We start from the raw sequence: 25,276 nt of genomic DNA, 5'->3' as shown, positions 1-25,276 counted from the left end.
AAACACACCAAACGTGCGCTTGTTTCACACATAAAAAAAGGTTTTCAGACGGCCGTCTGAAAACCTTTTCATCATTTCATATTATTAAGACTGAACAGCTTTAGCCGCTGCTTCTCGCACTTTGTCCGCCGCTTCTTCAATCGCTGCTTGGCTCACCTCGGCAGTATTTTCCGCAGCTGTCACCACTGATTCGGCAGTTTGCGGGGCTGTTGCTGCCACTGTTTGCAGCGCTGCATTAGCCGCATTCACCGGCGCATCGTCAAACGGTTTAGCATCCGGTGATTGCAACGGCAAACGCGCCAAGATGGTGGTCACGCCGGTCACTTTGTCCCCAATCGCCACTTCTGCTTTGGCATCCAAAGGCAGGTAAACATCAACGCGCGAACCGAAGCGGATAAAGCCGTAGCGTTCGCCGCGGCTTAATTTGCGGCCAACTTGGGTGTAACACAAAATGCGGCGCGCCACCAAACCGGCAACCTGCACAAAGGTAATTTCGCGGCCTGTGGCGGTGGTCACCAACACGGCATTGCGTTCGTTTTCGGTGCTGGCTTTGTCTAAATCCGCATTCAGGAATTTGCCGCGGTTGTATTCAACGGCTTCAACTGTGCCGTCCACCGGCGATTTTTGCGAATGCACGTTAAACACGTTCATAAAAATACTGATTTTCAAGGCTTCGGTTTTGCGGTATGGGTCTTGCGCGCGCTCAACCACCACCACGCGGCCGTCAACCGGACTCAACACCGCATCCGCATCTTGCGGAATGTAGCGCGCCGGATCGCGGAAAAACTGCAAGGCAAAAATGGTAAACAGCCAAAACGGCAGCGACAACCAGCCATTAACGGCCGTCACCAACACGCTGGCGATAAAACCGATGGCGATAAATGGCCAGCCTTCGCGGGCAATAATTGGATGCGGATAAGAAGGTTTGTTCATGCAGATTCCTTTATTCGTAGGGTTTGGGTGATTATAACGGATTATCGGCGTAAATAGTCAGGCCGTCTGAAAAAATCAACGGCGCACATCACCATGTTGAACATCAGAAAAATGCTACAATATCCTATTCTTGATTTTATTTTCAGACGGCCTAAACACTATGTGCAACCATCATCACAAAAACGCTTCCGACAACGACACCATCCGCATCCGCGGCGCGCGCACGCATAATTTGAAAAACATCGATTTGGATATTCCGCGCCATAAATTGGTGGTGGTCACCGGTTTGTCAGGCAGCGGCAAATCCAGCTTGGCGTTTGACACGCTGTATGCCGAAGGCCAGCGTCGCTATGTGGAAAGCCTTTCCGCCTATGCGCGCCAGTTTTTGCAGATGATGGACAAACCCGATGTCGATTTGATTGAAGGCTTGTCGCCGGCGATTTCGATTGAGCAGAAATCCACCAGTCACAACCCGCGTTCTACCGTCGGCACGGTGACCGAAATCCACGATTATTTGCGTTTGCTGTATGCCCGCATCGGCACGCCTTATTGCCCTGAACACGACCTGCCTTTGTCGAGCCAAACCGTGTCGCAGATGGTCGATCATGTGTTGGGCTTACCGGAAGACACGCGCGTGATGATTTTGGCACCGGCCGTGCGCGGCCGCAAAGGCGAATTTGTTGATTTCTTTGCTGATTTGCAGGCGCAAGGCTTTGCACGCGTGCGTGTGGACGGCGAAGTGTACACGCTGGATGAAGTGCCGAAACTGCAAAAAAACATCAAACACGACATCGATGTGGTCATCGACCGCGTGAAAGTAAAAGCCGACATCAAACAGCGCTTGGCCGAAAGCTTTGAAACCGCACTGCGCCACGGCGAAGAACGTGCGCTGGCTTTGGAAATGGACAGCGGCGAAGAACATTGGTTTTCCGCGCGTTTTGCCTGTCCGGTGTGTTCATACAGCTTACAAGAATTAGAACCGCGCCTGTTTTCCTTCAATAATCCGGTCGGTGCCTGCCCAAGCTGCGACGGCTTAGGCAGTAATAATTTCTTCGACCCTGAGCGCGTGGTGGCACATCCCGAATTGTCTTTGGCCGCCGGTGCGATTGACGGCTGGGACAAGCGCAATCAGTTTTATTTCCAAATGATTCAATCGCTTGCCGCGCATTATGATTTTGACGTGAAAACACCGTTTGAAGAATTACCGGCCAATATCCAAAAAATCGTGTTGCACGGTTCGGGCAAGGAAGTGATTGAATTCCAATACCTTTCCGAGCGCGGTGGCACATTCACACGCAGCCATGCTTTTGAAGGCATTATCCCCAATATGGAACGCCGTTACCGCGAAACCGACAGCGAAACCATCCGTGACAAACTGCGCGAATACCAAAGCCACCGCGCCTGCCCGAGCTGCGGCGGCGCGCGTTTGCGTAAAGAAGCGCGTTATGTTTATGTCGGCAAACAACCTTTGCACGAAATTTCCGCATGGCCGCTCACCCAAACCTTAAATTTCTTTGAAACGCTGGCTTTAGAAGGCAACAAGCAGCAAATTGCCGAAAAAATCCTCAAAGAAATCACCGAGCGCTTGGGCTTTCTGATTAACGTCGGTCTCGATTACCTCAACCTGTCTCGCTCCGCCGAAACCCTATCCGGCGGCGAAGCGCAGCGCATCCGCTTGGCCAGCCAAATCGGCAGCGGCCTGACCGGCGTGATGTATGTGTTAGACGAACCTTCCATCGGCCTGCACCAACGCGACAATGACCGCCTGCTCGCCACCCTCAAACGCCTGCGTGATTTGGGCAACAGCGTAATTGTGGTCGAACACGACGAAGATGCCATCCGCGAAGCCGATTTCGTCATCGATATGGGGCCGGGTGCGGGCGAACACGGTGGCAATGTCTTGATTGCTGACACACCGGAAAAAGTTGCCCAAAGCAAAGATTCCATTACCGGCCAATACCTCAGCGGCCGCAAAACCATTCCCGTGCCGTCTGAAAGAACACCGGTCAACCCTGACCGCATGCTGGTCTTAAAAGGCGCGCGCGGCAACAACCTCAAAAACGTCACCCTCGAACTGCCGCTGGGCTTGATTACCTGCATCACCGGCGTATCCGGCAGCGGCAAATCCACCCTGATTAACGACACGCTGGCCAAAATCACCGCCCGCGAGCTGAACCGCGCCCACGAAGAACCCGCACCCTACGACGACATCAGCGGCCTCGACCACCTCGACAAAGTGATCAACGTCGACCAATCCCCCATCGGCCGCACCCCGCGCTCCAACCCCGCCACCTACACCGGCCTGTTCACCCCCATCCGCGACCTGTTCGCCGGCGTACCACTTGCCCGCGAACGCGGCTACAACGTCGGCCGCTTCTCGTTCAACGTCAAAGGCGGCCGCTGCGAAGCCTGCCAAGGCGACGGCGTGATTAAAGTAGAAATGCACTTCTTGCCCGATGTCTATGTGCCCTGCGAAGTGTGCCACGGCAAACGCTACAACCGCGAAACCCTCGAAATCCAATACAAAGGCAAAAACATCAGCCAAGTGCTGGACATGACCGTGGAAGAAGCACGAGCATTCTTCGATGCCGTGCCCACCGTATCGCGCAAACTGCAAACCCTGATGGACGTAGGCCTCGGTTACATCCGCCTCGGCCAATCCGCCACCACCCTCTCCGGCGGCGAAGCCCAACGCGTCAAACTCGCCTTAGAATTATCCAAACGCGACACCGGCCGCACCCTGTATATCCTCGACGAACCGACCACAGGCCTGCATTTCGCCGACATTGCCTTGTTATTAGAGGTAATAGGCCGTCTGAAAGGCAAAGGCAACTCGATTGTGATTATCGAGCATAATCTGGACGTGATTAAAACGGCGGATTATATTGTGGATTTAGGGCCGGAAGGTGGTGATGGAGGGGGGCGGATTATCGCTAAGGGTTCGCCGGAGGAAGTGGTGAAGATTGAAGGGAGTTATACGGGGAAGTATTTGAGAAATATTTTAAATCAATAAAAAGCAATCCATAGCCTGCATGAAACCTAAAATCAACACGTAGGGGGCATTCCCAAGCATGCATGCGTTCTTTGGGCTTCATATTCAAAGCCGTCTGAAACTTTTCAGACGGCTTTGTTTTATTTCCTACTCTGGAAACCGCTGACTCAATCGGGTTATTTTGTTTCGCTGTTCTATCAACAAACGCGCGCATGCTTGGGCATGCACCTTACCTTTCATTGAAAAATGCCATCTGAATTTTTTCAGATGGCCTCGCTTTATTTGCAGGAAAAGCTAGCGTTGTTTACAGTATAGTATTTGAAAGACAATACTGCATGAACATCCATAAAAATACCCGGCTAACCCCGCATAACCACCGGGTCATTTAGCGCGCTTATACGCAAGATAAAATCAGTGTCACTTTGTTGACGCAACAATACCGTGTCAGTTGCCATTGATGATTTTCCCCGCGAACCGTATGCTGAAATATTGCCAGACCGTACAGCAGCCATCGCAGCCCAATTTCTTTTGCGAGATGTGATAGATTTTCCCTATACCATCGAATGCTCCTATTCCGACAACGGTGTAGAATATCGTGGCAATGCGGAGCATCCGTTGGGGATTGCCTGTGTGCAAAACAACATAAGCCAAAAATTTACCTGTATTGCCTGGCCACAAACCAATGGTAAAGGCGAGTGGGTTATCCTACCTTAATGGAAATGTGGCATGACCAGCATCCGTTTAAGGATTTGGTGCACCGGCAAAAGAGTTATGCCGTTTTGTTAACTTTTATAACCGTCAAGCCCCACAGAAGCTTGAAAAGCGACACCCTTTTTGAGGTTTTAGAGACTTATTTTTCTCAACCTGTTGTGTAAACAACCCGACCATTTCCTACAAGCAATGGAAATCGTCGGGTTGTTTACACTTTTTACACAGCTATACCGACTAACTTACCAATCAAGGTCGTCACGCCCATTGCCACACAACCCCAAATTACCACACGCATCATTGCAGGGCGAGCTGGTGCGCCACCCAGTTTCGCTGAAAGATAACCTAAGCCTGCAAGTCCGATTAGCGTCGAAACAATTAACGCAGTCCAAAGCATATTCAATGGTAAGAGCAAAATCACCAACATCGGAATAGCTGCCCCAACAATAAAGGCAACCGCAGAAGAAAACGCCGCTTGCAACGGATTCGCAAACGTCTCTTCACTGATCCCAATCTCATCGCGCATATGGGCATCTAGGGCATTGTGTCCGGTTAGCTGTTTCGCCACTTCTTGTGCTAATTCCGGCGTTAAGCCTCTCTCTTGGTAAATTGTGGCAAGTTCTTGTAACTCCTCTTCGGCGTGCAGTGCCAACTCACGCTTTTCCATCTTCATATCGGCTTTTTCCGTATCCGCTTGGCTGGACACCGACACATACTCCCCTGCCGCCATCGAAATTGCCCCGGCAACCAATGCCGATGCTCCGGCTAACAGCAGCGTATGGAAGTCCGGCTTCGCAGCCACCATGCCGGTTAAAAGACTGGCAGTCGAAATCAGCCCGTCATTCGCCCCCAGCACCCCGGCACGCAGCCAGTTATTGCGGTGACTCAAATGGTGTTCATTATGTTTTGTTTTCATCAGTAATACCCTATATGCGTTTTTTCTCCACTATACACCTACTTCAAACCAGCAGCGTACCCATTGGCAAGCACCTTTTGAAACCACAAAAGCCAAGACCTTTGCAAAGCTTAAAACTCATCATTGTCGGGCTTAGACCCGACAATCCAACTGTTCCCCAACAATCACCTTGCCCAGAATGTCAAAAATTAAACCATTGAATCAAATAAACTTTCTTTGAACTTAAATCTCTGAGATTCAAGAGCCGGATTGTCGTGTCTAAGCCCGACAATGACGGCTACCTGTTTGTAGGCTAAATCAGGGATTTTACAACAGTCTCAAGCCGTCTGAAAACCTGTTGTTCGGTTTTCAGACGGCTCGGATACCAATCAGCCTGAGTCTTTCACACTTTGGTTTTGCTCTGCCCTTTTCGCTTGGACTTAGACTTGACTTCGTCCTTACCTTTTAGCAAGCGTAGCCTTTTATACTCTATCTACTCGCGTGCGTGGCTGCGCCACACACCTACTAACGCTTGCCGATCCAGGTGTAGCAACTGTATTTTTAACCCCATCAGCAAGCCGTAGCCTGCATGAAACCTAAAGTCAACGTGTAGCAAACGTAGCCTGTATGCTCCATCTAACCGCGTGCGTGGCTATGCCACACACCCTACCGCTGATTCACCGATTGCTGATTTCAGGTGTAGGGTGTGTGCGGTACGCACGCACGCGTTCGTTGGGTTGAGCAATCCCCCTATACGTAAGGCCGTCTGAAACCGATGTTTCAGACGGCCTTTTGCTTTCTTACTCCCTTTGTTATGATGACACGAATCAAAATAATCACAAGGGAAACAAATGTCGCGCTATCGCCGTAGCTACGTCGCTGGCGGTACTTTTTTCTTTACCGTCAAACTTGCCGACCCGAAATCGCGTTTGCTGGTTGAGCATATCGACCTGCTCCGTGAAGCCTATGCTTTTGTGCAAAAACGCCATCCGTTTGAAACGGTTGCCATTTGTGTCATGCCCAATCATCTTCATGCCGTTTGGACTTTGCCCGATGGCGACAGTGATTATCCGCTGCGCTGGCGTTTAATCAAAACGCGTTTTTCACATCATTTTGCTGCTTCGACTGTTTTATCCGCCAGCAAGCAGCGGCGGCGTGAAAAGGGGATTTGGCAGCGCCGTTTTTATGAGCATACCGTGCGCGATTATGCGGATTTGCGGCGCGTGGTGGATTATGTGCATTTCAATCCGGTGAAGCATGGTTTTTCGGATTGTGTGAAAGATTGGCCGTTTTCTTCGTTTCACCGCTTTGTGCGCGATGGTTTATTGCCGCCGGATTGGGGTGGAACGATTGATACCCGGATAATGAATTTTGGGGAATGATGGAAATGTAAGCAAACAAGCGACCGTGTGCGTGGCCACGCCACACACTACCTCTGATTTAACGCTTGCTAGGGTGTGTACCCCAAGGCACGCACGCGTTGTTTGGGTTAAGCAATCCCCATACGCAAGGCCGTCTGAAACCGATGTTTCAGACGGCCTTTTCCTCCCCCCGCAAATTTGCGTGCAGCCGCTAATCTGTGTTACTAATAGCAGCCGAAATATAGCAAACCTCGTTTGATTTTCAGATAAGGAAACGATGATGAATAAAACCTTGTTGCTTGCTTTATGCAGCCTGACTGCTTTGGCGGCCTGCAACGGCCATTCTGCGCAAAACCTTCAAGCTTCAAGCCCTGCGGCGGATAAGGGCTGGCGTTTGAGCCGTGCGGAAATGAAAGATATTGCCAATCCGGATAAGCTGCGCTGGCGTATTTTTTACGAGAAGCCGTCGGAAGGCAAAGATGCGGCTTGGTTTGATGCGGTAAAACGCGGCGATTTTGCCAAGGTGAAGCAGATGGTGGAAGCCGGTCAGGATTCGGAAGCAAAAGACGAAGCGGCTTTGGGGCAAACGGCTTTGGGCTGGGCGGCGTTTATCGGCTATGAAGACATTGCCGACTATTTGATTGAAAAAGGTGCCGACTTGCGTGCGACCGACCGCGGCGATGTGTATAACGTTTTGAAATCGGCGACTTTGGGTAAAAACACCAATATCGTGAAGAAAGTGCATAACCTGCTGCGCGCGGAAACGGATTTGAACGATCAAACGGTGGAAGACGATGCGGAAACGCTGATGATTGTGTCGGCCAGCAACGGGCGCTTGGAAACGGTGAAATATCTGCATTCGCAAGGTGCGGATTTGAATTTGGTCAGCAAAAAAGACCAAAGCGCGCTGTCGTTTGCTTGTGAAAAAGGCCATACAGCGGTGGTGGAATACTTGGTTGCGCAAGGTGCAATCAACCATAAAACGGGCAAATCGGATTGTCAGAAATAAAAGCCGCTACACGTCTATCCTATAGGCCGTCTGAAAGCATCGTCAGATGTAGGATGTGAGCCCTAAGGCACGCGTGTTGGTTGGGATCGGTCAATCCATACACTCAAAGCCGTCTGAATCATTGATTTCAGACGGCCTTTTTCTATTCATTTTTATAAAACTCGTTGAGATAAAAAACAACCCGAATCCCCGCATAACCCCACACCGCGTGCGTGGCTACACCACACACTCTACCGACGGTTCAACGCTTGCGATTTCAGATGTAGCAAGCGCAGCCCGCATCACCCGCCCACCGCTTGCGTGTCTGCGCCATACCCCTTGTTTCACAAGGTCTTGCCATCAGTAAAGCTTTGCCTGTACGGCAAGTAAGTTTGCTTTCCATCATCAAGCGCATATATTGAAATCTACCTCCCACCCTGTTTGCCAAATCGCCCAACAATCTTTATAATTCCTACTTCCCAACCGGAATGTAGCGCAGCCTGGTAGCGCACCTGCATGGGGTGCAGGGGGTCGGAGGTTCGAATCCTCTCATTCCGACCATTTAAAAAAGCAGCCTGATTAATTTTAGGGCTGCTTTTTGGTTTGTTGGCCGCCCGAAATTTTTCAGACGGCCTTTTGTTTATCTTTTATCAAACTTTATGCACACTCTTCTGATTTTTTAGATATACAGTTTTATAATGATGAAGTTAATTGTTTAAAGGAATTCATGATGAATCATGCTTTCAGATGGCTGCTGTTGGCAGCCATAGCAGCTTCGGCTTCTGCTGCTTCGGCGCGCAGTATGCACAAACACAAGCCTTTGGCTTTGGAAGAAATGCCGCCGGTTTGCCAAGAATATTTCAAGCGTGCGGAAGCGTGTTATCGCAAGGTAGGTGAGAAAAAGGCATTGTTTCAGAGCGGCAATACGACATTCTTGCGCCAATCGCTGCCTGCTGCCGATGAAAAACAGCGCGTGAAAATGTGTGAAATCGCGCTGCATGATTTTCCGGAAAAGGTCAAAAATTTGAATTGTGAATAATCATGCTATGAAGGCCGTCTGAAAAGCAACAATCTGTTGTTGCTTTTCAGACGGCCTTTTCTATTTTTGTAATAAATTTTCTCTTTTTGCCACATTATTGCCATCACTCTTTGTTATAATCCTACTTCTTTAAATTTTTGTTTTCCTTGCGGAGATTGATGATGACTTTGAAACCCCCTATCCGTATTACGGTCACCGGTGCGGCCGGACAAATTGCGTATGCGACTTTGTTCCGCATTGCCGGCGGGATTATGCTCGGGCGCGACCAGCCGATGATTTTGCAGCTGCTGGATTTGCCACATGCGCAAAAAGCTTTACAGGGTGTCATCATGGAAATGCACGATTGCGCGTTTCCGTTGCTGCTGGATGTGTTTGCCACCGATGATCCGGAAGTGGCATTTAAAGAGGCAGATATTGCGATTCTGATTGGCGCCCGTCCGCGCACGCAAGGTATGGAGCGTTCGGATTTGCTCAATGCCAATGCGGCAATTTTCAAAACACAGGGCGAAGCCTTGAATAAAGTGGCCAGCCGTGATGTGAAGGTTTTGGTGGCGGGCAATCCGGCCAACACCAATACTTACATCGCCATGAAATCGGCACCGGATATTACGAAGAAAAACTTCAGCGCACTGATGCGTCTTGATCATCACCGTGCAGTCAGCCAAATTGCTGAAAAAATCAATCGCCCGGTCACTTCGGTCGAAAAAATGTGCGTATGGGGCAATCACAGCCCGACCATGTATGCCGATTACCGCTACGCCACCAGCGATGGCGATTCGGTAGTCGATATGATTCACGATGAAGCTTGGTACACCGACGTTTACATGCCGAAAATCGCCAAACGCGGCGCGGCCATCATCGAAGCGCGCGGCGCATCTTCAGCGGCTTCGGCAGGCAATGCCATCATCTACCACTTGCGTGATTGGATTTTGGGCACCAGCGGCAAATGGGTCACCATGGGCGTGCCGTCGGATGGTTCATATGGCATTCCTGAAGATGTGATTTTCGGCTTTCCGGTGATTTGTGAAAATGGCGATTATCAGATTGTGCAAGGCTTGGATTTATCCGACGAATTCAGCCAACAGCGCATTGCATTGACTTTAAACGAATTATTGGAAGAACAAGAAGCGGTAAAAGATTTGGTATAAACCTTATTTATTGATGAGGCCGTCTGAAAGTATGAGAAACTACTTTTCAGACGGCTTTTTGTTTCAGACGGCCTTTAACAATGATTCAATTTGCGTCAAAAATATGGCACAATCCAAAGCCCGATTTCTCCATATTTATAGGAACATCATGTCTGAACGACACGCCTCACATGCCGCGCCGCTGCTGGTGGTCGGCTGCATTATTTTCGGCTTGGGCAGCCTGATTGTAAAATTTGTCGATGTCGGCTCGTATGCCATTGCCTTTTGGCGGTTGGCAATTTCCGGCGTGGTGTTTTTCTTTTTGGCACGCTTTTTCGGCCAAAAATTGCCGCAAAACAAAAAAGCCGTTTACACCGCCCTGCTCTCCGGTGTATTTCTTGCGTTTGATTTGGCGCTGTGGCACGAAAGCATCCACGCTGTCGGCCCTGGCATTTCCACCCTGCTCAACAGCCTGCAAATCTTTTTCCTGTCCGCCATCGGCTTTTTCTTTTTCGGCGAACGCCTAAGCAAGCTGCAAATGCTCAGTTTGCTGATTGCCATTACCGGCGTGGCCTTCATCGGCAGTCCGGAATTCGGCTACAACAGCGATGCCGTATGGGGTTTTGTTAGCGGCATTGCCTCAGGTGCGATGTTGGCTCTATCGATGGTGTTTATCCGCAAAACCCATCAAATCGAACAAACCGCGCTGTTTCCTTTAATGATGATTTTGAGCTTCGGCGGCGCATTCTCGCTGATTTTACCAGCCTTGATTTTCGATGCGGGCGCGCTGTATCCGACCACTTTGCGCGATGTGGGCTTAGTATTGATTTACGGCGTGGTGATGCAGTGTTTCGCTTGGGGCTTGATTGCTTATGCCATTCCGCTGCTGTCGCTCTCACTTACCGGTTTGCTGCTGCTTTCGGAACCCGTCGCCGCCTTGGTCATCGACTATTTCTGGCTCGACAAACCAATCAATGGTTTGCAATGGTTGGGCGCAGCGATGACGTTGCTCGCGATTTATTTGGGCTCGCTTAAAAGTAAATCAGCAGATTAATCTACATAACAACAGGCCGTCTGAAAAATAAATTTCAGACGGCCTTTTCATATCAGCTTTTATTTAATCGATGTACCGATTCGGCTCATGTCACCGAAGTTCATCCACACAAAAAATGCTTTGCCGACAATCAGTTTGTCGCTGACAAAACCCCAATAGCGGGAATCTTCGCTGTTGTCGCGGTTATCACCCATCATAAAATAATGGCCTTCCGGCACGGTGCATTTAAAGGCGGAACCGTCTTGCGCGTATTCGCAGTTTTCGCGGTGGGCAAAATTGGCGCGCACGGCTTGCGGTAGGAAGCTTGGTTGTTCAGCCATTTTCAGCACTTGGAAGCTGTGGCTGCCGATGTTTTCACGGAAGGCTTCGGCTTCGATATCCACCATGCCGTATTGGCGGGTGTTTTCAGCGTAGGTCTGCATGCCTTCGGACTGCTCGGTAATGGTTTGGCCGTTGATGCTCAAGACTTTGTCTTTATATTCAACAATATCACCCGGCAAACCGATGGCGCGTTTGATGTAGTTGATGCTCGGATTTTCCGGATAAGTAAACACCACCACATCGCCATGCTCGACTTTTCCGGTTGGAATCAGCACATTATTGATAATCGGCGTGCGGATGCCGTATGAAAACTTGTTCACCAAGATGAAGTCGCCCACCACCAAACCCGGGCGCATCGAGCTTGACGGAATTTGGAAAGGCTCGGCGATAAAGGTGCGCAACACAAACACGATTAAGATAATCGGGAAAAAGCCGCTCATGTAATCGGTGAAGTGGCCTTCGTCTTGATGCGCAGGATCTTTTTTCAGACGGCCTTTATGGATAAACCACACAATGCCGGTAAATACCACAAACACCAGCAATACGGCGGTAAAACTCATGAAAAACGACAACACGCCGAACACGCCGATCATCATCAGCAGATAGCCCCATTGCAGGCCACCGCTCCATTCGCCGTTGTCTTCACGCACTTTGCTGCTTTTCAGATACAGCACCACGCCGAACACAAAGGCAGCGATGGCTGCAAACAATAAATTCGTACCCATTATTTGTCACTCACTTGCAAAATCGCCAAGAACGCGCTTTGTGGAATTTCCACATTGCCCACCTGTTTCATACGGCGTTTACCGGCTTTTTGTTTTTCCAACAGTTTTTTCTTACGCGTGATGTCACCGCCGTAACATTTCGCCAATACGTTTTTACGCAGGGCTTTGACGTTTTCACGGGCGATAATCTGGCTGCCGATGGCGGCCTGCACGGCAATGTCAAACATTTGGCGCGGAATCAGTTCGCGCATTTTGGCGGCCAATTCGCGGCCGCGATGTACTGCTGTTTGACGGTGCACAATCAGGCTCAAGGCATCGACTTTTTCGCCGTTGACCATAATATCCAATTTAATCAAGTCAGAAGCTTGGAATTCTTTAAACTGATAATCCAAAGAAGCATAGCCGCGCGATGTGGATTTGAGCTTATCAAAGAAATCCATCACCACTTCATTCATCGGCAAATCATAGGTCAACATCACTTGGCGACCCATGTATTGCATATTCACCTGCACGCCACGCTTTTGGTTACACAGCGTCATCACGTTGCCGACATATTCCTGCGGCACGAGAATGGTCGCGGTGATAATCGGCTCAAGAATGGTTTCAATCTGGCTGATGTCGGGCAGTTTGGACGGGTTTTCCACTTCGATTTTTTCGCCGTTTTTCATCACCACTTCATACACCACCGTCGGCGCCGTGGTAATCAAATCCATGTCGAATTCGCGTTCCAAACGCTCTTGCACAATTTCCAAGTGCAACAAACCCAAGAAGCCGCAACGGAAACCGAAACCCAAGGCTTGCGACACTTCTGGCTCGAATTTCAAAGCCGCATCGTTGAGTTGGAGTTTTTCCAAGGCATCGCGCAAGGCTTCGTAGTCGTGGCTTTCCACCGGATACAAGCCGGCAAATACCTGACTTTGCACTTCTTGGAAGCCCGGCAGCGGCTCGGCAGCAGGATTGGCCATCAGCGTGATGGTATCGCCCACTTTGGCCGAACCTAATTCTTTAATACCGGTAATCAAAAAGCCCACTTCACCGGCTTTCAATTCCGGTTTTTGCACCGATTTCGGTGTGAACACGCCCAATTGCTCAACCTGCGTTTCGGCTTTGGTGCTCATGAAACGCACTTTGTCTTTGAGTTTCAGACGGCCTTGTTTGATACGAATTAACATCACCACGCCGACATAATTGTCAAACCACGAGTCGATAATCATCGCTTGCAAAGGCGCATCTTCATCACCTTCCGGCGCCGGCACTTTGGCCACGATTTCTTCCAACACATCTTCCACGCCCAAGCCGCTCTTGGCCGAACACTGCACCGCGCCAATGGCATCGATGCCGATGATGTCTTCAATTTCTTGTTCCACACGTTCAGGGTCGGCAGCAGGCAAGTCGATTTTGTTCAACACCGGCACCACTTCCACGCCCAAATCAATGGCGGTATAGCAGTTGGCCACGGTTTGCGCTTCCACGCCTTGCGACGCGTCCACCACCAACAGCGCGCCTTCGCAAGCAGACAGCGAACGCGACACTTCGTAAGAAAAGTCAACGTGTCCCGGGGTGTCAATCAGGTTGAGCTGGTAAGTTTGGCCATCACGCGCTTTGTAGCTCAAAGCCGCAGTTTGCGCCTTAATAGTGATGCCGCGCTCTTTTTCAATATCCATAGAATCCAGCACCTGCGTGCTCATTTCACGCAATTCCAAACCACCGCAATACTGAATGAAACGGTCGGCCAGCGTTGATTTGCCATGGTCGATGTGGGCAATAATGGAGAAATTTCGGATATTTTTCATGTGGTTATTTTGATGAGAAGTTCGATGGCTCAAAAGGCCGTCTGAAAAAACACGGTAAGCTTTCAGACGGCCTTCCAAATAGAATTAAAATAGCTGTGTATTTTAGCGGAAATTTACTGTTTTTGCATGGGTTTTTAAAGCTTGGCGACAATCTCCATCACCATCTTCGCCGAACTCACTGCCGCAGTTTTCAAAAATTCTTCAAAACTAATATCTGCTTTTTCATCGGCAGAATCGGATACCGCTCGAATCACGACTAATGGCGTATTCAATTGATGGCACGCTTGGGCAATGGCGGCTGCCTCCATTTCTACCGCTTGCACATCATTAAAATGACCGCGGATTTCCGCCACACGCTCGCTGCTGTGGACGAATTGGTCGCCGCTGACAATCAAACCACGGCTGACTTGGGCGTGTTCAAATGCTTGCGCGGCATCTTTGGCTACGGCCATTAATTGTTCATCACTTTCAAACACAGCAGGTTGCTGCGGCACTTGTCCCCACACATAGCCGAATGCGGTCACATCCACATCATGATGCGCCACGCGCTCGCCAATCACCACATCTCCAACTTTTAAACCCTTACCTAAGCCGCCCGCGCTGCCGGTATTGATCACACAATCGGGTTGAAACTGATGAATCACCCATGCGGTGGCGATTGCGGCGTTGACTTTACCAATTCCGCTCAACACCAACACCATGCGCTTGCCGTTGAGCGTACCTTCATAGGCATTAAATTTACCGAATTGATGTGCTTTAATGTCGTCCATACGCGTTTTCAATAATTCAATTTCCTGCGCCATCGCACCGATAACGGCCACTGTGTTCATGCTCATGATTCTGCCTTTCTAAATGATTTGCGTGGATTATAACGCAAAGTACCGCTCCTAAATAATGGATAAACCACTATGCGCCTGCGAGGTTATGCCGATTCTTTAACATTGATACCTCAAAGGCCGTCTGAAATCCGTTCAGACGGCCTGAGCTCTTTTATTCCATTCATCATTTAATATGAATACTCTTTCTCCAACTCCAACACCCCGTTTTCCATGTGCCAAATTTCCTGCCCCAAGGCTTCGGCATCGGCGCGGTCGTGGGTAATCAAAATCATCGGCACGCCAGCCGCTTGCTGCAAGGCCAATACTTCGTGGCGGGTGTGTTCGCGCAATTGGGCATCCAATGCGGAAAACGGCTCGTCCAAAAGCAATAATTTCGGCTCGGTAATTAGCATTCGCGCCAAAGCGGTGCGCTGTTTTTGCCCACCGGAAATTTGGTTGGGATAATGGTCGGCAATACGCGCTAATTCAAGTAAATGCAACCAATACTGCGCTTTTTCAGACGGCCTTTTGCTTGGATTACGCCAACCTGTTTTCAAACCAAAGTCGATATTTTGCGCCACGGTCAAATGCGGAAACAAGGCATAATCTTGAAACAGCAAGCCGGCCTTGCGCGCTTGCGTATTCAGTTTTGTGCGCTCGTCCCACCATGTTTCGCCATTGAGGAGGATATGGCCGCTATCTGGCTGAATCAACCCAGACAATAATTGCAGGGTCAGGCTTTTGCCCGAACCGGATGCACCTAAAATCACGATACGCTGCGCCTCGGATTTCAGGGCGACATTCAAGGCAAACGACGGCAGCGTTTTGTGTAATTCAATATCAAACAGCATTATTTTCTCCCGTATTTCACGCGCATTAAATGTCCGGCAGCCAGCAAAATTAAGATACACACCGCCGACACCAGCACCACCAAACCATTGGCCAACGCTTCATCTCCAGCCTGCACCGCTTCATAAATCGCAATCGACAAAGTCTGCGTCTCCCCCGGAATGCTGCCGGCAATCATCAAAGTCGCACCAAATTCACCCAAGGCACGGGCAAACGCCAACAAAATACCGGCCAAAATGCCGCGCCACGCCAAAGGCAGGCTGACGCGGAAAAACACCGCCGCTTCACTCAAGCCCAATACCCGCGCCGCCTGCTCCAATTGCGGATTCACTTCTTCAAAAGCCGCCCGTGCCGGTTTGAAAATCAGCGGAAACGTCACCACCATCGCCGCAATCACCGCGCCCTGCCATGTAAAAATCAGGTTGATGTCGAACGTGTCTTTGAGCCACACGCCGAATGCGCTGTTGCGGCCGAATGCGACCAAAAGATAATAGCCCAGCACCGTCGGCGGCAGCACCATCGGCAGAGTCAGCAGCGTATCCAGCACATTGCGCCCGATAAAACGCCAACGCGCCAAAGTAAAGCCGACCGCCACCGCCAACACAGTATTCAACAGCGTGGCGGTTGCGGCGATTTTGAGCGAAAGGAATAAGGTAGTGAGTAAGGTTTCGTTCATAGATGGATTCAAGGCCGTCTGAAAAATATGCTTTCAGACGGCCTGTTTTATTTTTCATTCAAAATATTAAGGCTTTCTAAAACCATAACGGTTCAACACCGCCTGCCCTTGCGCCGACAACACATACTGCACAAACCGCTTCGCTTCCGCCGCTTGTTTGGCGTTTTTGCTCACCGCAATCGGGTAAGACACGGGGTTTTGTGTCGGCACGGTTGCCAAGATTCTGACCTTGTCCCTCATCAACACCGCATCGGTTCGGTAGACAAAACCGGCATCGACTTCACCGCGTGCAATGTAATCTAAAGATTGGCGCACGTTTTGCGTGGTGATGATTTTCGGCTGCAAACCTGCCCACAAACCGGCTTTTTCCAAGCTGGCTTTGCTGTAACGACCGACCGGTACGCTGGCCGGATTGCTTACGGCGATGCGGCCGAACTGTCGGCTTTGTAAATCGCTGAGTTTCGTGACCGCATATCGGCTGTTTTTCGGCGCAGCAATCACCAAGTCATTGAGCGCAAACGTTTTGCGGCTGGCCGCATCAATCACGTTTTTCTGCTGCGCCTGATTCATGGTGACTTCATCGGCAAACGCCAATACATCCACCGGCGCGCCCTGTATTGCCTGCTGCAACAATGCGCCTGAACCGGCGGTATTCAGCTTGATTTTGCTTTGCGGATATTGTTTGTGATAGCGCGTGATGATGTCGTTGAACGCATCTTTCAGGCTCGCGGCAGCGGATACAGTGATTTCCGCCGCGGATACTTGGCTTGCAACAAAACAAGTCAACAAAAAGGCATAAGGGATTTTCATACGGCCTACCCGATGGATAAAAAACGTTGTTGTACCACTTCTCCCAATACCCTTTTATACTCATAAAGAACTAATTCATTCAGTTAATATCTCAATAGACCGAGACCTTTGCAAAACCCTAGATTTGAGTACAGTTCAAAGTTGTAGCAGCGCAGAAAGCGAAGACATATCACTTAGATAGGTAAGCTTTCGAGCAGCGCACAACGAAGAAATGTGCCAAAGATAGGGATTTTGCAAAGGTCTCAGGCCGTCTGAAAATCAATGAGTGTATAATGCGCCTTTTTAATATTGAAATGTTCCCCCACACCATGATGGCTTCCCCCAAACAAGAATTTTTACGCGGCATTAAAGACTGCTCGCCCATGCTCATTGGCTTATTGCCGTGGGCGATTATTTTGGGCGTACAAGGCGGGCAAAAAGGCATGAGTTGGCTGGAAATGATGCTGATGACGGGGATGAATTTTGCCGGCGGCTCGGAATTTGCTGCGGTTGATTTGTGGACGCATCCACTGCCAATTCTGCTGATTGCCAGCGTAACCTTATGATCAATTCGCGCCATATTTTGATGGGGGCGGCTTATGCGCCCTATATGAAAAATGCGCCGATGAAAAAAGTGTTGCCGTCGCTGTTTTTTATGTGTGACGAATCGTGGGCACTGGGTTTGGCCGATGCACAAAAACGCAAAGCGGCCGGTTTGAGCGGCTTTAATTTTGCCTATTACGGCGGCACGTGTTTCATTATGTACACCACTTGGATTTTGTTTGCCACCATCGGCGCGGCGGTCGGCCCGATGTTCGGCGATGTGGCTGCGTGGGGCTTCGGCATGGCGTTTCCGGCGGTATTTTTGGTGATTATGCGCGGCTTGTGGAAGAGCTTTTCGGCAGCGCGACCTTGGTTTGTCAGCCTGATTGTGGCGGGCATTACCTGCTTGAGTATTGACGGCCCTTGGTATGTACCGGCCGGCGCATTATCGGGCTTACTCACCGCCTATCTCTTAGGGGAACAAGAATGATTACGCTTGATTCCTTCCTGCTTTTTTGCGCCATGTTGTGCGTGACTTATTCCACCCGCCTTATCGGCTTTTTCGCCCTACGCAACCGCACCTTGAGCAAACGCGCGCAAGCAGTAATGGAAGCCGCGCCTGGCTGTGTGTTGATTTCGGTGATTGCGCCGTATTTTGTGTCCGACAAACCGCATGAGCTGATTGCCATTGCTTTGACCGTCTTGGCCGCCAGCCGTTTTTCGATGTTGGTTACCGTCATCATCGGCGTGGCTTCATCGGGCATACTCGGCTACTTGATGCGTTGATGCTGCCGTATATCGGTTTATCGCACGCATCGCGTCGCAATCACGTATAATCTTGTTCATAATCCGTTTATTACCCTCAAAGGATGATTCAGATGGCCTATCAAGAAACGTATCAAAAATGGTTGGATTTTGCCGACATGCCCGACTTCTTAAAACAAGAATTGTCGGACATGGATGAAAAAACCAAAGAAGACGCATTCTATGCCCCGCTGGAATTCGGTACTGCCGGTATGCGCGGCGTCATCGGCGCCGGTATCAACCGCATCAACCGCTATGTGGTGCGCCAAGCCACCGAAGGCTTTGCCCAACTGATTGCCGCCAAAGGCGAAGCCGCAAAAAACGCCGGCGTGGTGATTGCCTATGATTCGCGCCATTTTTCGCAAGAATTTGCCTTTGATTCCGCTGCTTTGTTGGCGCAACACGGCATTCAGGCGTATGTGTTTGAATCCTTGCGCCCGACCCCTGAATTATCCTTTGCCGTGCGCGAACTCAAAGCCGCCGGCGGCATCATGATTACCGCCAGCCACAATCCGGCTGAATTCAACGGCTATAAAGTCTATGGCGAAGACGGCGGCCAATTGTCGCCAGATGATGCTGCGGCGTTGACCAAGCTCATCCGCGCCGTCGAAGATCCGTTCACCATTCAAGTGGCCGATTTCGAGGCCGCCAAAGCCGACGGCAAAATCAAGCTGCTGTGCGAAGAGATGGACCAAAAATATTTGGCCGCCGTCAAAACCGTCACCATCAATCCCGAATTGATTGCCCAACACGGCAAAGACCTGAAAATCGTCTATACCCCGCTGCACGGCACCGGTGAAATGATGGTGCGCCGCGCCTTGAAGCAAGCCGGTTTTGAGTCGTTTGAACTGGTTGAAGAACAAGCCATCGCCGATCCAAACTTCACCACCGCACCTTCGCCAAATCCCGAAAGCCAAGCCGCGTTTGCTTTGGCCGAAAAACTGGGCGCAGCAGTCGGCGCTGATTTGCTGCTCGGCACCGACCCCGATGCCGACCGCTTGGGCGCGGAAATCCGCCAAGCCGACGGCAGCTACTTGACCTTAACCGGCAACCAAATCGGTGCGGTCATGGCGAAATACATTTTGAAAGCCCACCGCCAAGCCGGTACACTGCCAACAAACGGCGCGATTTGTAAATCCATCGTTTCCACCGAACTTGTCGGCAAAATCGCCGAAAGCTATGGCGTGACCGTATTCAATGTTTTGACCGGTTTCAAATTCGTGGCCGAAAAAATCGCCGAATTCGAGCGCACGCAAGCTTATGATTATTTGTTCGGTTTTGAAGAGAGCAACGGCTATTTAATCAAACCGTTCGCCCGCGACAAAGACTCGGTGCAAGCCGCAGTGATGTTTGCAGAAATCGCCGCCTACTACCGCTCGCGCGGCATGACGTTGGCCGATGGTCTTGACGAAATCTATCGCGAATACGGCTATTATTTCGACAAACCGATTTCCATCACCATGACCGGCATCGACGGTGCGGCAGAAATCCAAGCGATTATGGACAAATTCCGTGCCAACGCGCCGAAGCAGTTTAACGGCACAAACATCATCAAAGTAGAAGATTTCCAAGCGCAAACCGCCACCGATTCAGACGGCAAGGTTACTGCTTTGAACACATCGCCAAGCAATGTTTTGAAATACTACTTGGCCGATGGTTCTTGGGTAGCCGTGCGCCCTTCCGGCACCGAGCCGAAAATCAAATTCTACATTTCAGCCGTCGGCAGCAGCATGAACGAAGCTGAAGGCAAGTTCAAAGAAATGTATAAAGAAATCAAAGCCTTTATTGCTTGATTGGGTTTGATTTTTCGACAACAAGGCCGTCTGAACAATCAATTTTCAGACGGCCTTCTGCTTATCTATCGATTCAAATTGTTATGCTTCTACACCACAATTTTCACGCGCCGACACGCAAATCCCGTATAATGCCGTCTGAAACATTTTCTTAAGTAAAACAATGGCCAACCAAAGATTGATTTACGGCTTTCACGCCGTTAACGCCCGCTTGTGGCAAAACCCGAAATCCATTACCGAACTCTACATTCAAGAAGGCAAAAACGATGCCCGCACACGCGAAGTGTTGGAAAAAGCCGCCGCCGAAAACGTGCGCCTGCATTTTGCCGATGCCAGCCGTCTCGATACCATCGCCAAAGGCGCGCGCCATCAAGGCGTGGTCGGCTTTATCGACGCGTCTAAAAACCACGTCCACTTGGAAGACGTATTGGAAAACCTGCGCGAACCGGCCTTTTTATTGGTGCTCGACGGCATTACCGACCCACACAATCTCGGCGCGTGTCTGCGTACCGCTGATGCCATGGGTGTGCATGCGGTAATTGCACCCAAAGACAAAAGCGCGGGCTTGAATGCCACTGTCAGCAAAGTGGCCTGCGGCGCGGCCGAAACCGTGCCTTACATTACCGTCACCAATTTGGCACGCACCTTGCGCGAATTGAAAGAATACGGCATTTGGATTGTCGGCACCGATATGGGCGGCCAATCCGATTTGTACCACACCGACCTGCCCGAAAGCGTGGCATGGGTGATGGGCAACGAAGGCGAAGGCATGCGCCGACTGACGCGCGAACATTGCGATATGCTGGTGTCGATTCCAATGTTCGGCACGGTCGAGAGCATGAATGTGTCGGTATCCGCCGGTATGGTGTTGAGCGAAACACGCCGTCAGCGGGTGTTGAAAGCAGAACAGTAAACCTACACATCAAAATGCCGTCTGAAAATGTTTTCAGACGGCATTTTTTATTGGAATTTCAAAACGCATTCCTACAATAAAGACAACACATAGCGCGTAGCAAACGCCTGCGTTTCCCCTGCCTGCAATACCTGCAAGCCCAAGCCATTATTGAAACTGTCCGGCGCACCGCTCAAGTTTTCCAAAGCAATCGAATCGCGTGTCTGCGGAACATAGATTTGCAGATACGGATAGCGTGAATCCGGATAAATGCGCAGTTGCAGCTTTTCACCGCTCAACACGCAAGCCGGTTGGTTAAAATCAGTCAACACGAAACTGTTGTCCAGCGTGATGCCCTGCATACTCAAGGCCATCTGAAAGCGGGTATCGGGCAGGATATTGCCGTTGGCGACCAAATCTTGGTCGAATTCCAACCGCTCGCTGCTGTTGAGCTGCATCGTCCAATCATCCACCTTGCCGCCCAAAGTGAAATAAGGATGCCAGCCGTCGGCCAGCGGCATGGCGCGGTTGCCGGTGTTGGTTGCGCGCGTGGTGACACTCAGGCCGTCTGAAGCCAATCGGTACACAATATTCAGGCGATAGGCAAAAGGATAGCCGCTGTCATCTTGGCGGTAATCTGCCGCCAGCTCTACCCAAGCCGATTGCGCATCCGCGCCACTATCGACAATGACAAAATCACAGTCATATATCAAACCGTGCAACGCGTGGCCGGCTGCCTGAAATTTGCCCTCAAGCTGATAATGCTGCCCGTCAAACACATATTTACCATGCCGCACGCGACAGGCAAACGGGCTGAGTTTGGCGCTGTGAAAACCATCGGTCAGCATTTGGCGGCATTGCTCTGGCGATTGATGCCCTTTGATGGTGTTGAACCAAGTGCCGTCAGGCTGCAGGATTTCATAGCGGTTGAGCAAGGCGCCAAAGGTGTAAATTTCGGCGCGACGTTGGCCGCTGTAGGTTAATACAATGGTTTCTTCCGATAAATCAAGGCTGAACATCTTCGCTCATTTCTCCATACACAAAATGCCGTCTGAAAATCATTTCACAGACATTCAGACGGCATCGATTTCACTCAACTACTTACGAACGGCGTCGGCGGTACTCACCCGGCAGCAGCATATCCGCCCATTTCATGATGTTGGCGACTTCTGCTGGGTTCAATTCGTAAAACTGGCCGCGTTTCAAACGGTTCGGCAGACCAATCGGGCCAAAACCCACGCGTACCAAACGACTCACGGTCAAACCTTGGCTTTCAAAAATGCGGCGTACCTCGCGGTTGCGGCCTTCTTTAATCACCACGTTATACCATTTGTTCATGCCCTCGCCGCCCTGCTCGTAAATACGCTCGACTTTGGCCAAACCGTCTTCCAGCATCACGCCTTCTTGCGTCAGCATACGCATTTGCTCGGTACTCAATTCGCCCAACACGCGTACGGCGTATTCGCGCTCGACTTCAAAGCTCGGGTGGGCAAAACGCTGCACCAATTCGCCTGAAGTGGTCAAAATCAGCAAACCGCTGGTGTTGATGTCCAAACGGCCAATCGCCACCCAACGGCTGCTCGCTGCTTGCGGCAAACGGTCGAAAATACTCACGCGGCCTTGCGGGTCGTCGCGCGACACGATTTCGCCTTCTTGTTTGTAATACAAAATAACGCGTGGCAAACGGTCGGCCCACTTCAGCTTGATGACGTTGCCCTTCACCGTCACATGGTCATCGGGCGTGACTTTTTCGCCCAATTCGGCCACGCGGCCATTGACCGTCACCCAGCCGTTGGTAATCCATTCTTCCATCTCACGGCGTGAACCCACGCCCGAAGCGGCCAGCACTTTTTGCAAACGCTCCGGCTCGAAGCGCGACAAATCGCTGCGGCGCTCTTTCAAATCGCGTGCGTGTTCCATAATTTTTTGGTTCGGATTGCGCACCATCAGCTTTTTCGCCTTGGATGCACGCTGCTTCGGCGCACGCGGATTTTGCTCGGTCGCTTGGTCACGGAAACTTGATTTTGCGTTTTTGCCTGTTTTCAGGCCGTCTGAAACGGCTTCACCGCGCGCACGGCGGCCGCCTTTGAATTCGGTTTCTTGTGATTTGGATTTAAAGCCGGATTCGGCTTTCGGTTTGCTTTTGAACGATACGCTTTTCTTGGCGGGCTTTTTGGCGGCGGTGGACACGCCGTCACGCCATTCGCGCTTGCTGGTCGGCTTTTTGGCCATGATGAATCTCCTAACACGTTGGATATGTTGAAAACAACGGTTCTTCTGCGGCACATGCGGCAGGATGGTTGAACAATAAATACTGGGGGAATACTGAGGCCGTCTGAAAAATAAGCGCTTTCAGACGGCCTTTTATATCAACGGCGATTTTACCCTATTTTATTGAATTTGTGTTGGTTTTAATTGAGAAAAGGCCGTCTGAACACAACTTATTTCAGCCATTCATCCCCATTGTGAAACTCAAGCCCATCAAGGTGCCAAACGCTCTTTCACCCACACGCCGTTTTCCAGTCGATACTGAATGCGGTCGTGCAAACGGCTCGGGCGACCTTGCCAAAATTCAATGCGATCGGGAATCACGATATAGCCGCCCCAATGTGGCGGACGGGGTACATGCAGCGGGTGTTTCGCGCCAACTGCCGCGGCTTTCGCCACCAGCATGGCTTTACCGGAAATCACTTCGCTCTGATTGCTCGCCCATGCCCCGATGCGGCTGGTGTAAGGGCGACTGTCGAAATACTCATCAGAAGCAGCGGCGTCCAGTTTTTCAATGCGCCCTTCAATGCGCACTTGGCGCTCCAATTCCGGCCAGAAAAACGTCATCGCGGCAAATGGGTTGACGGCAAACGATTTACCCTTGCGGCTGTGGTAATTGGTAAAAAAGACAAAACCTTGCGCGTTCACTTCTTTCAGCAAAACCATGCGGCTGTTGGGGCGGCCGTCTTCGCCGACTGCAGCCACGTTCACCGCTGTTGGTTCGTTGACCTGCGAATGCATAGCTTCTTGCAGCCATTGTTCAAATTGGGTAATGGGGTTGCTGTCGCACTCTGATTCCGACAGCTCGCGTTTGCTGTAGTCTTCGCGGATATTGTGCAGATCCATGATGGTTCTCCTGTGGTTTACTCTAATGATACGCTTTTTTTTCAGACGGCCTCAAGCTTGTTATTTGTTATAATGCCGTCTGAAAAATATCCATGCGAGAAAAACCATGCAAACAGAAGTCGAACTGAAAATCTTAAACCCGAAAATGGCCGAGCAGCTGCCCGCCTACGCCACCCCCGGCTCTGCCGGCTTGGATTTACGAGCGTGTTTAGACGAAGCCGTAACGCTGCAACCGGGTGAAACCTATCTGGTGCCAACCGGCTTGGCCGTGCATTTGGCCAACCCTGCCTACGCCGCCGTCTTGCTGCCGCGCTCCGGCCTTGGCCACAAACACGGCATTGTGCTGGGCAATCTGGTTGGCTTAATCGACTCGGATTATCAGGGCGAATTGAAAGTGTCGGTGTGGAACCGCAGCCAAACCGCATTCACCATCGAACCGATGGAACGCATCGCGCAAATGGTGATTGTGCCGGTGACTCAGGCGGCGTTTAAAGTGGTGGACGAATTTGCCGCCAGCGAACGCGGCGAAGGCGGATTCGGCAGTACCGGTAAAGCTTAAATCTATGATTTAAAAGGCCGTCTGAAACCCATGTGAACTGTCCCCCAATTCTTGGACAAGTTAATAATCTTTCTCAAACAGCCTGTTCAAGCTGGGTTCTGTAAGCCACAGGACTCAGCTTTTTTAAATTCAAACTAATACGTTCATAATTGTAGTAACGTATGTAATCATCTATCACTTTGGTCAATTCTGTCACCGATAACACACCTTCCTGATAGAAGCTCTCCACCTTCAATGTCCCGAAGAAACTCTCCATCGGTGCATTGTCCCAGCCATTCCCTTTGCGCGACATGCTTTGCACAATGCCTTTCTCGGCCAGCTTTTCCCGATAAGCCTGGGTTCGGTAAAGCACACCTTGGTCGGAATGCAGCAGCGGCGTTTGTCCGTTCAGACGGCCGAATGCTTTATCCAGCATCTGCATCACCATCTTGCTGTCCGGCTTTCTACTGAGCTCATAAGCCACTATCTCACGATTGAATACATCCAATATCGGTGATAAGTAC

23 protein-coding genes, 1 tRNA gene and 1 pseudogene are annotated in these 25,276 nt (G+C 50.6%); 13 read left to right on the top strand and 12 right to left on the bottom strand.

The features are described from left to right. Nucleotides 1-84: 84 nt before the first annotated feature. Complete coding sequence (locus CRG49_RS01805) at nucleotides 85-933, bottom strand: phosphatidylserine decarboxylase (protein WP_095501681.1); 849 nt, start codon at nucleotides 931-933, stop codon at nucleotides 85-87. 160 nt (nucleotides 934-1,093) lie between these two features. On the opposite strand from CRG49_RS01805, the gene uvrA reads away from it, so the two are divergent. Both uvrA and CRG49_RS13460 read left to right on the top strand, forming a co-directional pair. Further along, complete coding sequence (gene uvrA, locus CRG49_RS01800; protein WP_095501682.1) at nucleotides 1,094-3,946, top strand: excinuclease ABC subunit UvrA; 2,853 nt, start codon at nucleotides 1,094-1,096, stop codon at nucleotides 3,944-3,946. Between the two features lie 420 nt (nucleotides 3,947-4,366). After that, nucleotides 4,367-4,639 (top strand): hypothetical protein, encoded by a 273-nt coding sequence (locus tag CRG49_RS13460; RefSeq protein WP_229436953.1) that lies wholly within the window; start codon nucleotides 4,367-4,369, stop codon nucleotides 4,637-4,639. Nucleotides 4,640-4,853: 214 nt separating this feature from the next. Here CRG49_RS13460 and CRG49_RS01790 read toward each other — a convergent pair whose 3' ends face one another. Beyond that, nucleotides 4,854-5,549 (bottom strand): VIT family protein, encoded by a 696-nt coding sequence (locus CRG49_RS01790; RefSeq protein ID WP_195714687.1) that lies wholly within the window; start codon nucleotides 5,547-5,549, stop codon nucleotides 4,854-4,856. Between the two features lie 830 nt (nucleotides 5,550-6,379). On the opposite strand from CRG49_RS01790, the gene CRG49_RS01785 reads away from it, so the two are divergent. The 6 genes from CRG49_RS01785 to CRG49_RS01760 all read left to right on the top strand — a co-directional run bounded on the left by CRG49_RS01785 (nucleotide 6,380) and on the right by CRG49_RS01760 (nucleotide 11,097). Beyond that, nucleotides 6,380-6,910 (top strand): transposase, encoded by a 531-nt coding sequence (locus CRG49_RS01785; protein ID WP_095501684.1) that lies wholly within the window; start codon nucleotides 6,380-6,382, stop codon nucleotides 6,908-6,910. Nucleotides 6,911-7,169: 259 nt separating this feature from the next. Continuing rightward, nucleotides 7,170-7,898 (top strand): ankyrin repeat domain-containing protein, encoded by a 729-nt coding sequence (locus CRG49_RS01780; RefSeq protein ID WP_095501685.1) that lies wholly within the window; start codon nucleotides 7,170-7,172, stop codon nucleotides 7,896-7,898. 463 nt (nucleotides 7,899-8,361) lie between these two features. Further along, nucleotides 8,362-8,438, top strand: a tRNA-Pro gene (locus CRG49_RS01775). Nucleotides 8,439-8,607: 169 nt separating this feature from the next. Further along, nucleotides 8,608-8,916 carry a hypothetical protein gene (locus tag CRG49_RS01770; protein WP_095501686.1) on the top strand — a complete coding sequence of 103 codons (309 nt, stop codon included), beginning with the start codon at nucleotides 8,608-8,610 and terminating at the stop codon, nucleotides 8,914-8,916. Nucleotides 8,917-9,077: 161 nt separating this feature from the next. After that, nucleotides 9,078-10,064: a malate dehydrogenase gene (locus tag CRG49_RS01765; protein WP_095501687.1), complete on the top strand. Its 987-nt coding sequence runs from the start codon at nucleotides 9,078-9,080 to the stop codon at nucleotides 10,062-10,064. A gap of 148 nt (nucleotides 10,065-10,212) precedes the next feature. After that, nucleotides 10,213-11,097, top strand: a complete 885-nt coding sequence (locus CRG49_RS01760) for a DMT family transporter (protein WP_095501688.1) — start codon at nucleotides 10,213-10,215, stop codon at nucleotides 11,095-11,097. Between the two features lie 59 nt (nucleotides 11,098-11,156). Here CRG49_RS01760 and lepB read toward each other — a convergent pair whose 3' ends face one another. From lepB to modA, 6 genes are all read right to left on the bottom strand, one after another. Next, complete coding sequence (gene lepB, locus CRG49_RS01755; RefSeq protein ID WP_095501689.1) at nucleotides 11,157-12,143, bottom strand: signal peptidase I; 987 nt, start codon at nucleotides 12,141-12,143, stop codon at nucleotides 11,157-11,159. Beyond that, complete coding sequence (gene lepA, locus CRG49_RS01750) at nucleotides 12,143-13,936, bottom strand: translation elongation factor 4 (RefSeq protein ID WP_095501702.1); 1,794 nt, start codon at nucleotides 13,934-13,936, stop codon at nucleotides 12,143-12,145. The genes lepB and lepA overlap by 1 nt, the downstream gene beginning before the upstream one ends. A 134-nt stretch (nucleotides 13,937-14,070) precedes the next feature. Next, a complete protein-coding gene (locus CRG49_RS01745; RefSeq protein ID WP_095501690.1) occupies nucleotides 14,071-14,772 on the bottom strand; it encodes a 5'-methylthioadenosine/adenosylhomocysteine nucleosidase in 702 nt (233 codons plus the stop codon). Nucleotides 14,773-14,942: 170 nt separating this feature from the next. Continuing rightward, nucleotides 14,943-15,605: a sulfate/molybdate ABC transporter ATP-binding protein gene (locus CRG49_RS01740; RefSeq protein ID WP_095501691.1), complete on the bottom strand. Its 663-nt coding sequence runs from the start codon at nucleotides 15,603-15,605 to the stop codon at nucleotides 14,943-14,945. After that, complete coding sequence (gene modB, locus CRG49_RS01735; RefSeq protein WP_095501692.1) at nucleotides 15,605-16,279, bottom strand: molybdate ABC transporter permease subunit; 675 nt, start codon at nucleotides 16,277-16,279, stop codon at nucleotides 15,605-15,607. Before modB ends, CRG49_RS01740 begins: the two co-directional genes overlap by 1 nt. Before the next feature lie 66 nt (nucleotides 16,280-16,345). Then, nucleotides 16,346-17,089, bottom strand: a complete 744-nt coding sequence (modA, locus tag CRG49_RS01730) for a molybdate ABC transporter substrate-binding protein (RefSeq protein ID WP_095501693.1) — start codon at nucleotides 17,087-17,089, stop codon at nucleotides 16,346-16,348. A gap of 362 nt (nucleotides 17,090-17,451) precedes the next feature. On the opposite strand from modA, the pseudogene CRG49_RS01725 reads away from it, so the two are divergent. The 4 genes and pseudogenes from CRG49_RS01725 (at nucleotide 17,452) to rlmB (ending at nucleotide 21,121) form a co-directional block, all read left to right on the top strand. Next, a pseudogene (locus CRG49_RS01725) lies at nucleotides 17,452-18,101 on the top strand (AzlC family ABC transporter permease). Continuing rightward, the gene (locus tag CRG49_RS01720) at nucleotides 18,098-18,397 is read left to right on the top strand and encodes an AzlD family protein (protein WP_095501694.1); all 300 of its coding nucleotides are present in this window, start codon (nucleotides 18,098-18,100) and stop codon (nucleotides 18,395-18,397) included. The pseudogene CRG49_RS01725 and the gene CRG49_RS01720 overlap by 4 nt, the downstream one beginning before the upstream one ends. 92 nt (nucleotides 18,398-18,489) lie before the next feature. Continuing rightward, nucleotides 18,490-20,208 (top strand): phospho-sugar mutase, encoded by a 1,719-nt coding sequence (locus CRG49_RS01715; protein ID WP_095501695.1) that lies wholly within the window; start codon nucleotides 18,490-18,492, stop codon nucleotides 20,206-20,208. Between the two features lie 163 nt (nucleotides 20,209-20,371). Further along, on the top strand, nucleotides 20,372-21,121 hold the full coding sequence (rlmB, locus tag CRG49_RS01710; protein WP_095501696.1) for a 23S rRNA (guanosine(2251)-2'-O)-methyltransferase RlmB: 750 nt from the start codon (nucleotides 20,372-20,374) through the stop codon (nucleotides 21,119-21,121). Between the two features lie 71 nt (nucleotides 21,122-21,192). Here the strand turns inward: rlmB and CRG49_RS01705 are convergent, their stop codons facing one another. The 3 genes from CRG49_RS01705 to pdxH all read right to left on the bottom strand — a co-directional run bounded on the left by CRG49_RS01705 (nucleotide 21,193) and on the right by pdxH (nucleotide 24,214). Continuing rightward, nucleotides 21,193-22,119 (bottom strand): aldose 1-epimerase, encoded by a 927-nt coding sequence (locus tag CRG49_RS01705; protein WP_095501697.1) that lies wholly within the window; start codon nucleotides 22,117-22,119, stop codon nucleotides 21,193-21,195. 82 nt (nucleotides 22,120-22,201) lie between these two features. Continuing rightward, nucleotides 22,202-23,332: a pseudouridine synthase gene (locus CRG49_RS01700; protein WP_154143276.1), complete on the bottom strand. Its 1,131-nt coding sequence runs from the start codon at nucleotides 23,330-23,332 to the stop codon at nucleotides 22,202-22,204. Nucleotides 23,333-23,581: 249 nt separating this feature from the next. After that, nucleotides 23,582-24,214 (bottom strand): pyridoxamine 5'-phosphate oxidase, encoded by a 633-nt coding sequence (pdxH, locus tag CRG49_RS01695; RefSeq protein WP_095501698.1) that lies wholly within the window; start codon nucleotides 24,212-24,214, stop codon nucleotides 23,582-23,584. A 106-nt stretch (nucleotides 24,215-24,320) separates the two neighbouring features. Here pdxH and dut point away from each other — a divergent pair, with 106 nt between their 5' ends. Continuing rightward, nucleotides 24,321-24,773, top strand: a complete 453-nt coding sequence (gene dut / locus CRG49_RS01690) for a dUTP diphosphatase (protein WP_095501699.1) — start codon at nucleotides 24,321-24,323, stop codon at nucleotides 24,771-24,773. A gap of 73 nt (nucleotides 24,774-24,846) precedes the next feature. Here the strand turns inward: dut and CRG49_RS01685 are convergent. Beyond that, a partial coding sequence (locus CRG49_RS01685) for an IS3 family transposase (protein ID WP_157807891.1) occupies nucleotides 24,847-25,276 on the bottom strand: 430 nt, incomplete at its 5' end.

Source organism: Neisseria sp. N95_16 (genome assembly GCF_002551535.2).
GTDB classification, from domain to species: domain Bacteria; phylum Pseudomonadota; class Gammaproteobacteria; order Burkholderiales; family Neisseriaceae; genus Neisseria; species Neisseria brasiliensis.
Note: the sequence above shows the minus strand (reverse complement) of the source record. Positions and strands in the feature narration are given on the sequence as shown.

What these genes read in the sequence shown, in the direction of transcription:
- CRG49_RS01805 (WP_095501681.1), bottom strand. Translation starts at nt 933, where the DNA reads ATGAACAAACCTTCTTATCCGCATCCAATTATTGCCCGCGAAGGCTGG.
- uvrA (WP_095501682.1), top strand. Translation starts at nt 1,094, where the DNA reads ATGTGCAACCATCATCACAAAAACGCTTCCGACAACGACACCATCCGC.
- CRG49_RS01790 (WP_195714687.1), bottom strand. Translation starts at nt 5,549, where the DNA reads ATGAAAACAAAACATAATGAACACCATTTGAGTCACCGCAATAACTGG.
- CRG49_RS01785 (WP_095501684.1), top strand. Translation starts at nt 6,380, where the DNA reads ATGTCGCGCTATCGCCGTAGCTACGTCGCTGGCGGTACTTTTTTCTTT.
- CRG49_RS01780 (WP_095501685.1), top strand. Translation starts at nt 7,170, where the DNA reads ATGAATAAAACCTTGTTGCTTGCTTTATGCAGCCTGACTGCTTTGGCG.
- CRG49_RS01770 (WP_095501686.1), top strand. Translation starts at nt 8,608, where the DNA reads ATGAATCATGCTTTCAGATGGCTGCTGTTGGCAGCCATAGCAGCTTCG.
- CRG49_RS01765 (WP_095501687.1), top strand. Translation starts at nt 9,078, where the DNA reads ATGACTTTGAAACCCCCTATCCGTATTACGGTCACCGGTGCGGCCGGA.
- CRG49_RS01760 (WP_095501688.1), top strand. Translation starts at nt 10,213, where the DNA reads ATGTCTGAACGACACGCCTCACATGCCGCGCCGCTGCTGGTGGTCGGC.
- lepB (WP_095501689.1), bottom strand. Translation starts at nt 12,143, where the DNA reads ATGGGTACGAATTTATTGTTTGCAGCCATCGCTGCCTTTGTGTTCGGC.
- lepA (WP_095501702.1), bottom strand. Translation starts at nt 13,936, where the DNA reads ATGAAAAATATCCGAAATTTCTCCATTATTGCCCACATCGACCATGGC.
- CRG49_RS01745 (WP_095501690.1), bottom strand. Translation starts at nt 14,772, where the DNA reads ATGAGCATGAACACAGTGGCCGTTATCGGTGCGATGGCGCAGGAAATT.
- CRG49_RS01740 (WP_095501691.1), bottom strand. Translation starts at nt 15,605, where the DNA reads ATGCTGTTTGATATTGAATTACACAAAACGCTGCCGTCGTTTGCCTTG.
- modB (WP_095501692.1), bottom strand. Translation starts at nt 16,279, where the DNA reads ATGAACGAAACCTTACTCACTACCTTATTCCTTTCGCTCAAAATCGCC.
- modA (WP_095501693.1), bottom strand. Translation starts at nt 17,089, where the DNA reads ATGAAAATCCCTTATGCCTTTTTGTTGACTTGTTTTGTTGCAAGCCAA.
- CRG49_RS01720 (WP_095501694.1), top strand. Translation starts at nt 18,098, where the DNA reads ATGATTACGCTTGATTCCTTCCTGCTTTTTTGCGCCATGTTGTGCGTG.
- CRG49_RS01715 (WP_095501695.1), top strand. Translation starts at nt 18,490, where the DNA reads ATGGCCTATCAAGAAACGTATCAAAAATGGTTGGATTTTGCCGACATG.
- rlmB (WP_095501696.1), top strand. Translation starts at nt 20,372, where the DNA reads ATGGCCAACCAAAGATTGATTTACGGCTTTCACGCCGTTAACGCCCGC.
- CRG49_RS01705 (WP_095501697.1), bottom strand. Translation starts at nt 22,119, where the DNA reads ATGTTCAGCCTTGATTTATCGGAAGAAACCATTGTATTAACCTACAGC.
- CRG49_RS01700 (WP_154143276.1), bottom strand. Translation starts at nt 23,332, where the DNA reads ATGGCCAAAAAGCCGACCAGCAAGCGCGAATGGCGTGACGGCGTGTCC.
- pdxH (WP_095501698.1), bottom strand. Translation starts at nt 24,214, where the DNA reads ATGGATCTGCACAATATCCGCGAAGACTACAGCAAACGCGAGCTGTCG.
- dut (WP_095501699.1), top strand. Translation starts at nt 24,321, where the DNA reads ATGCAAACAGAAGTCGAACTGAAAATCTTAAACCCGAAAATGGCCGAG.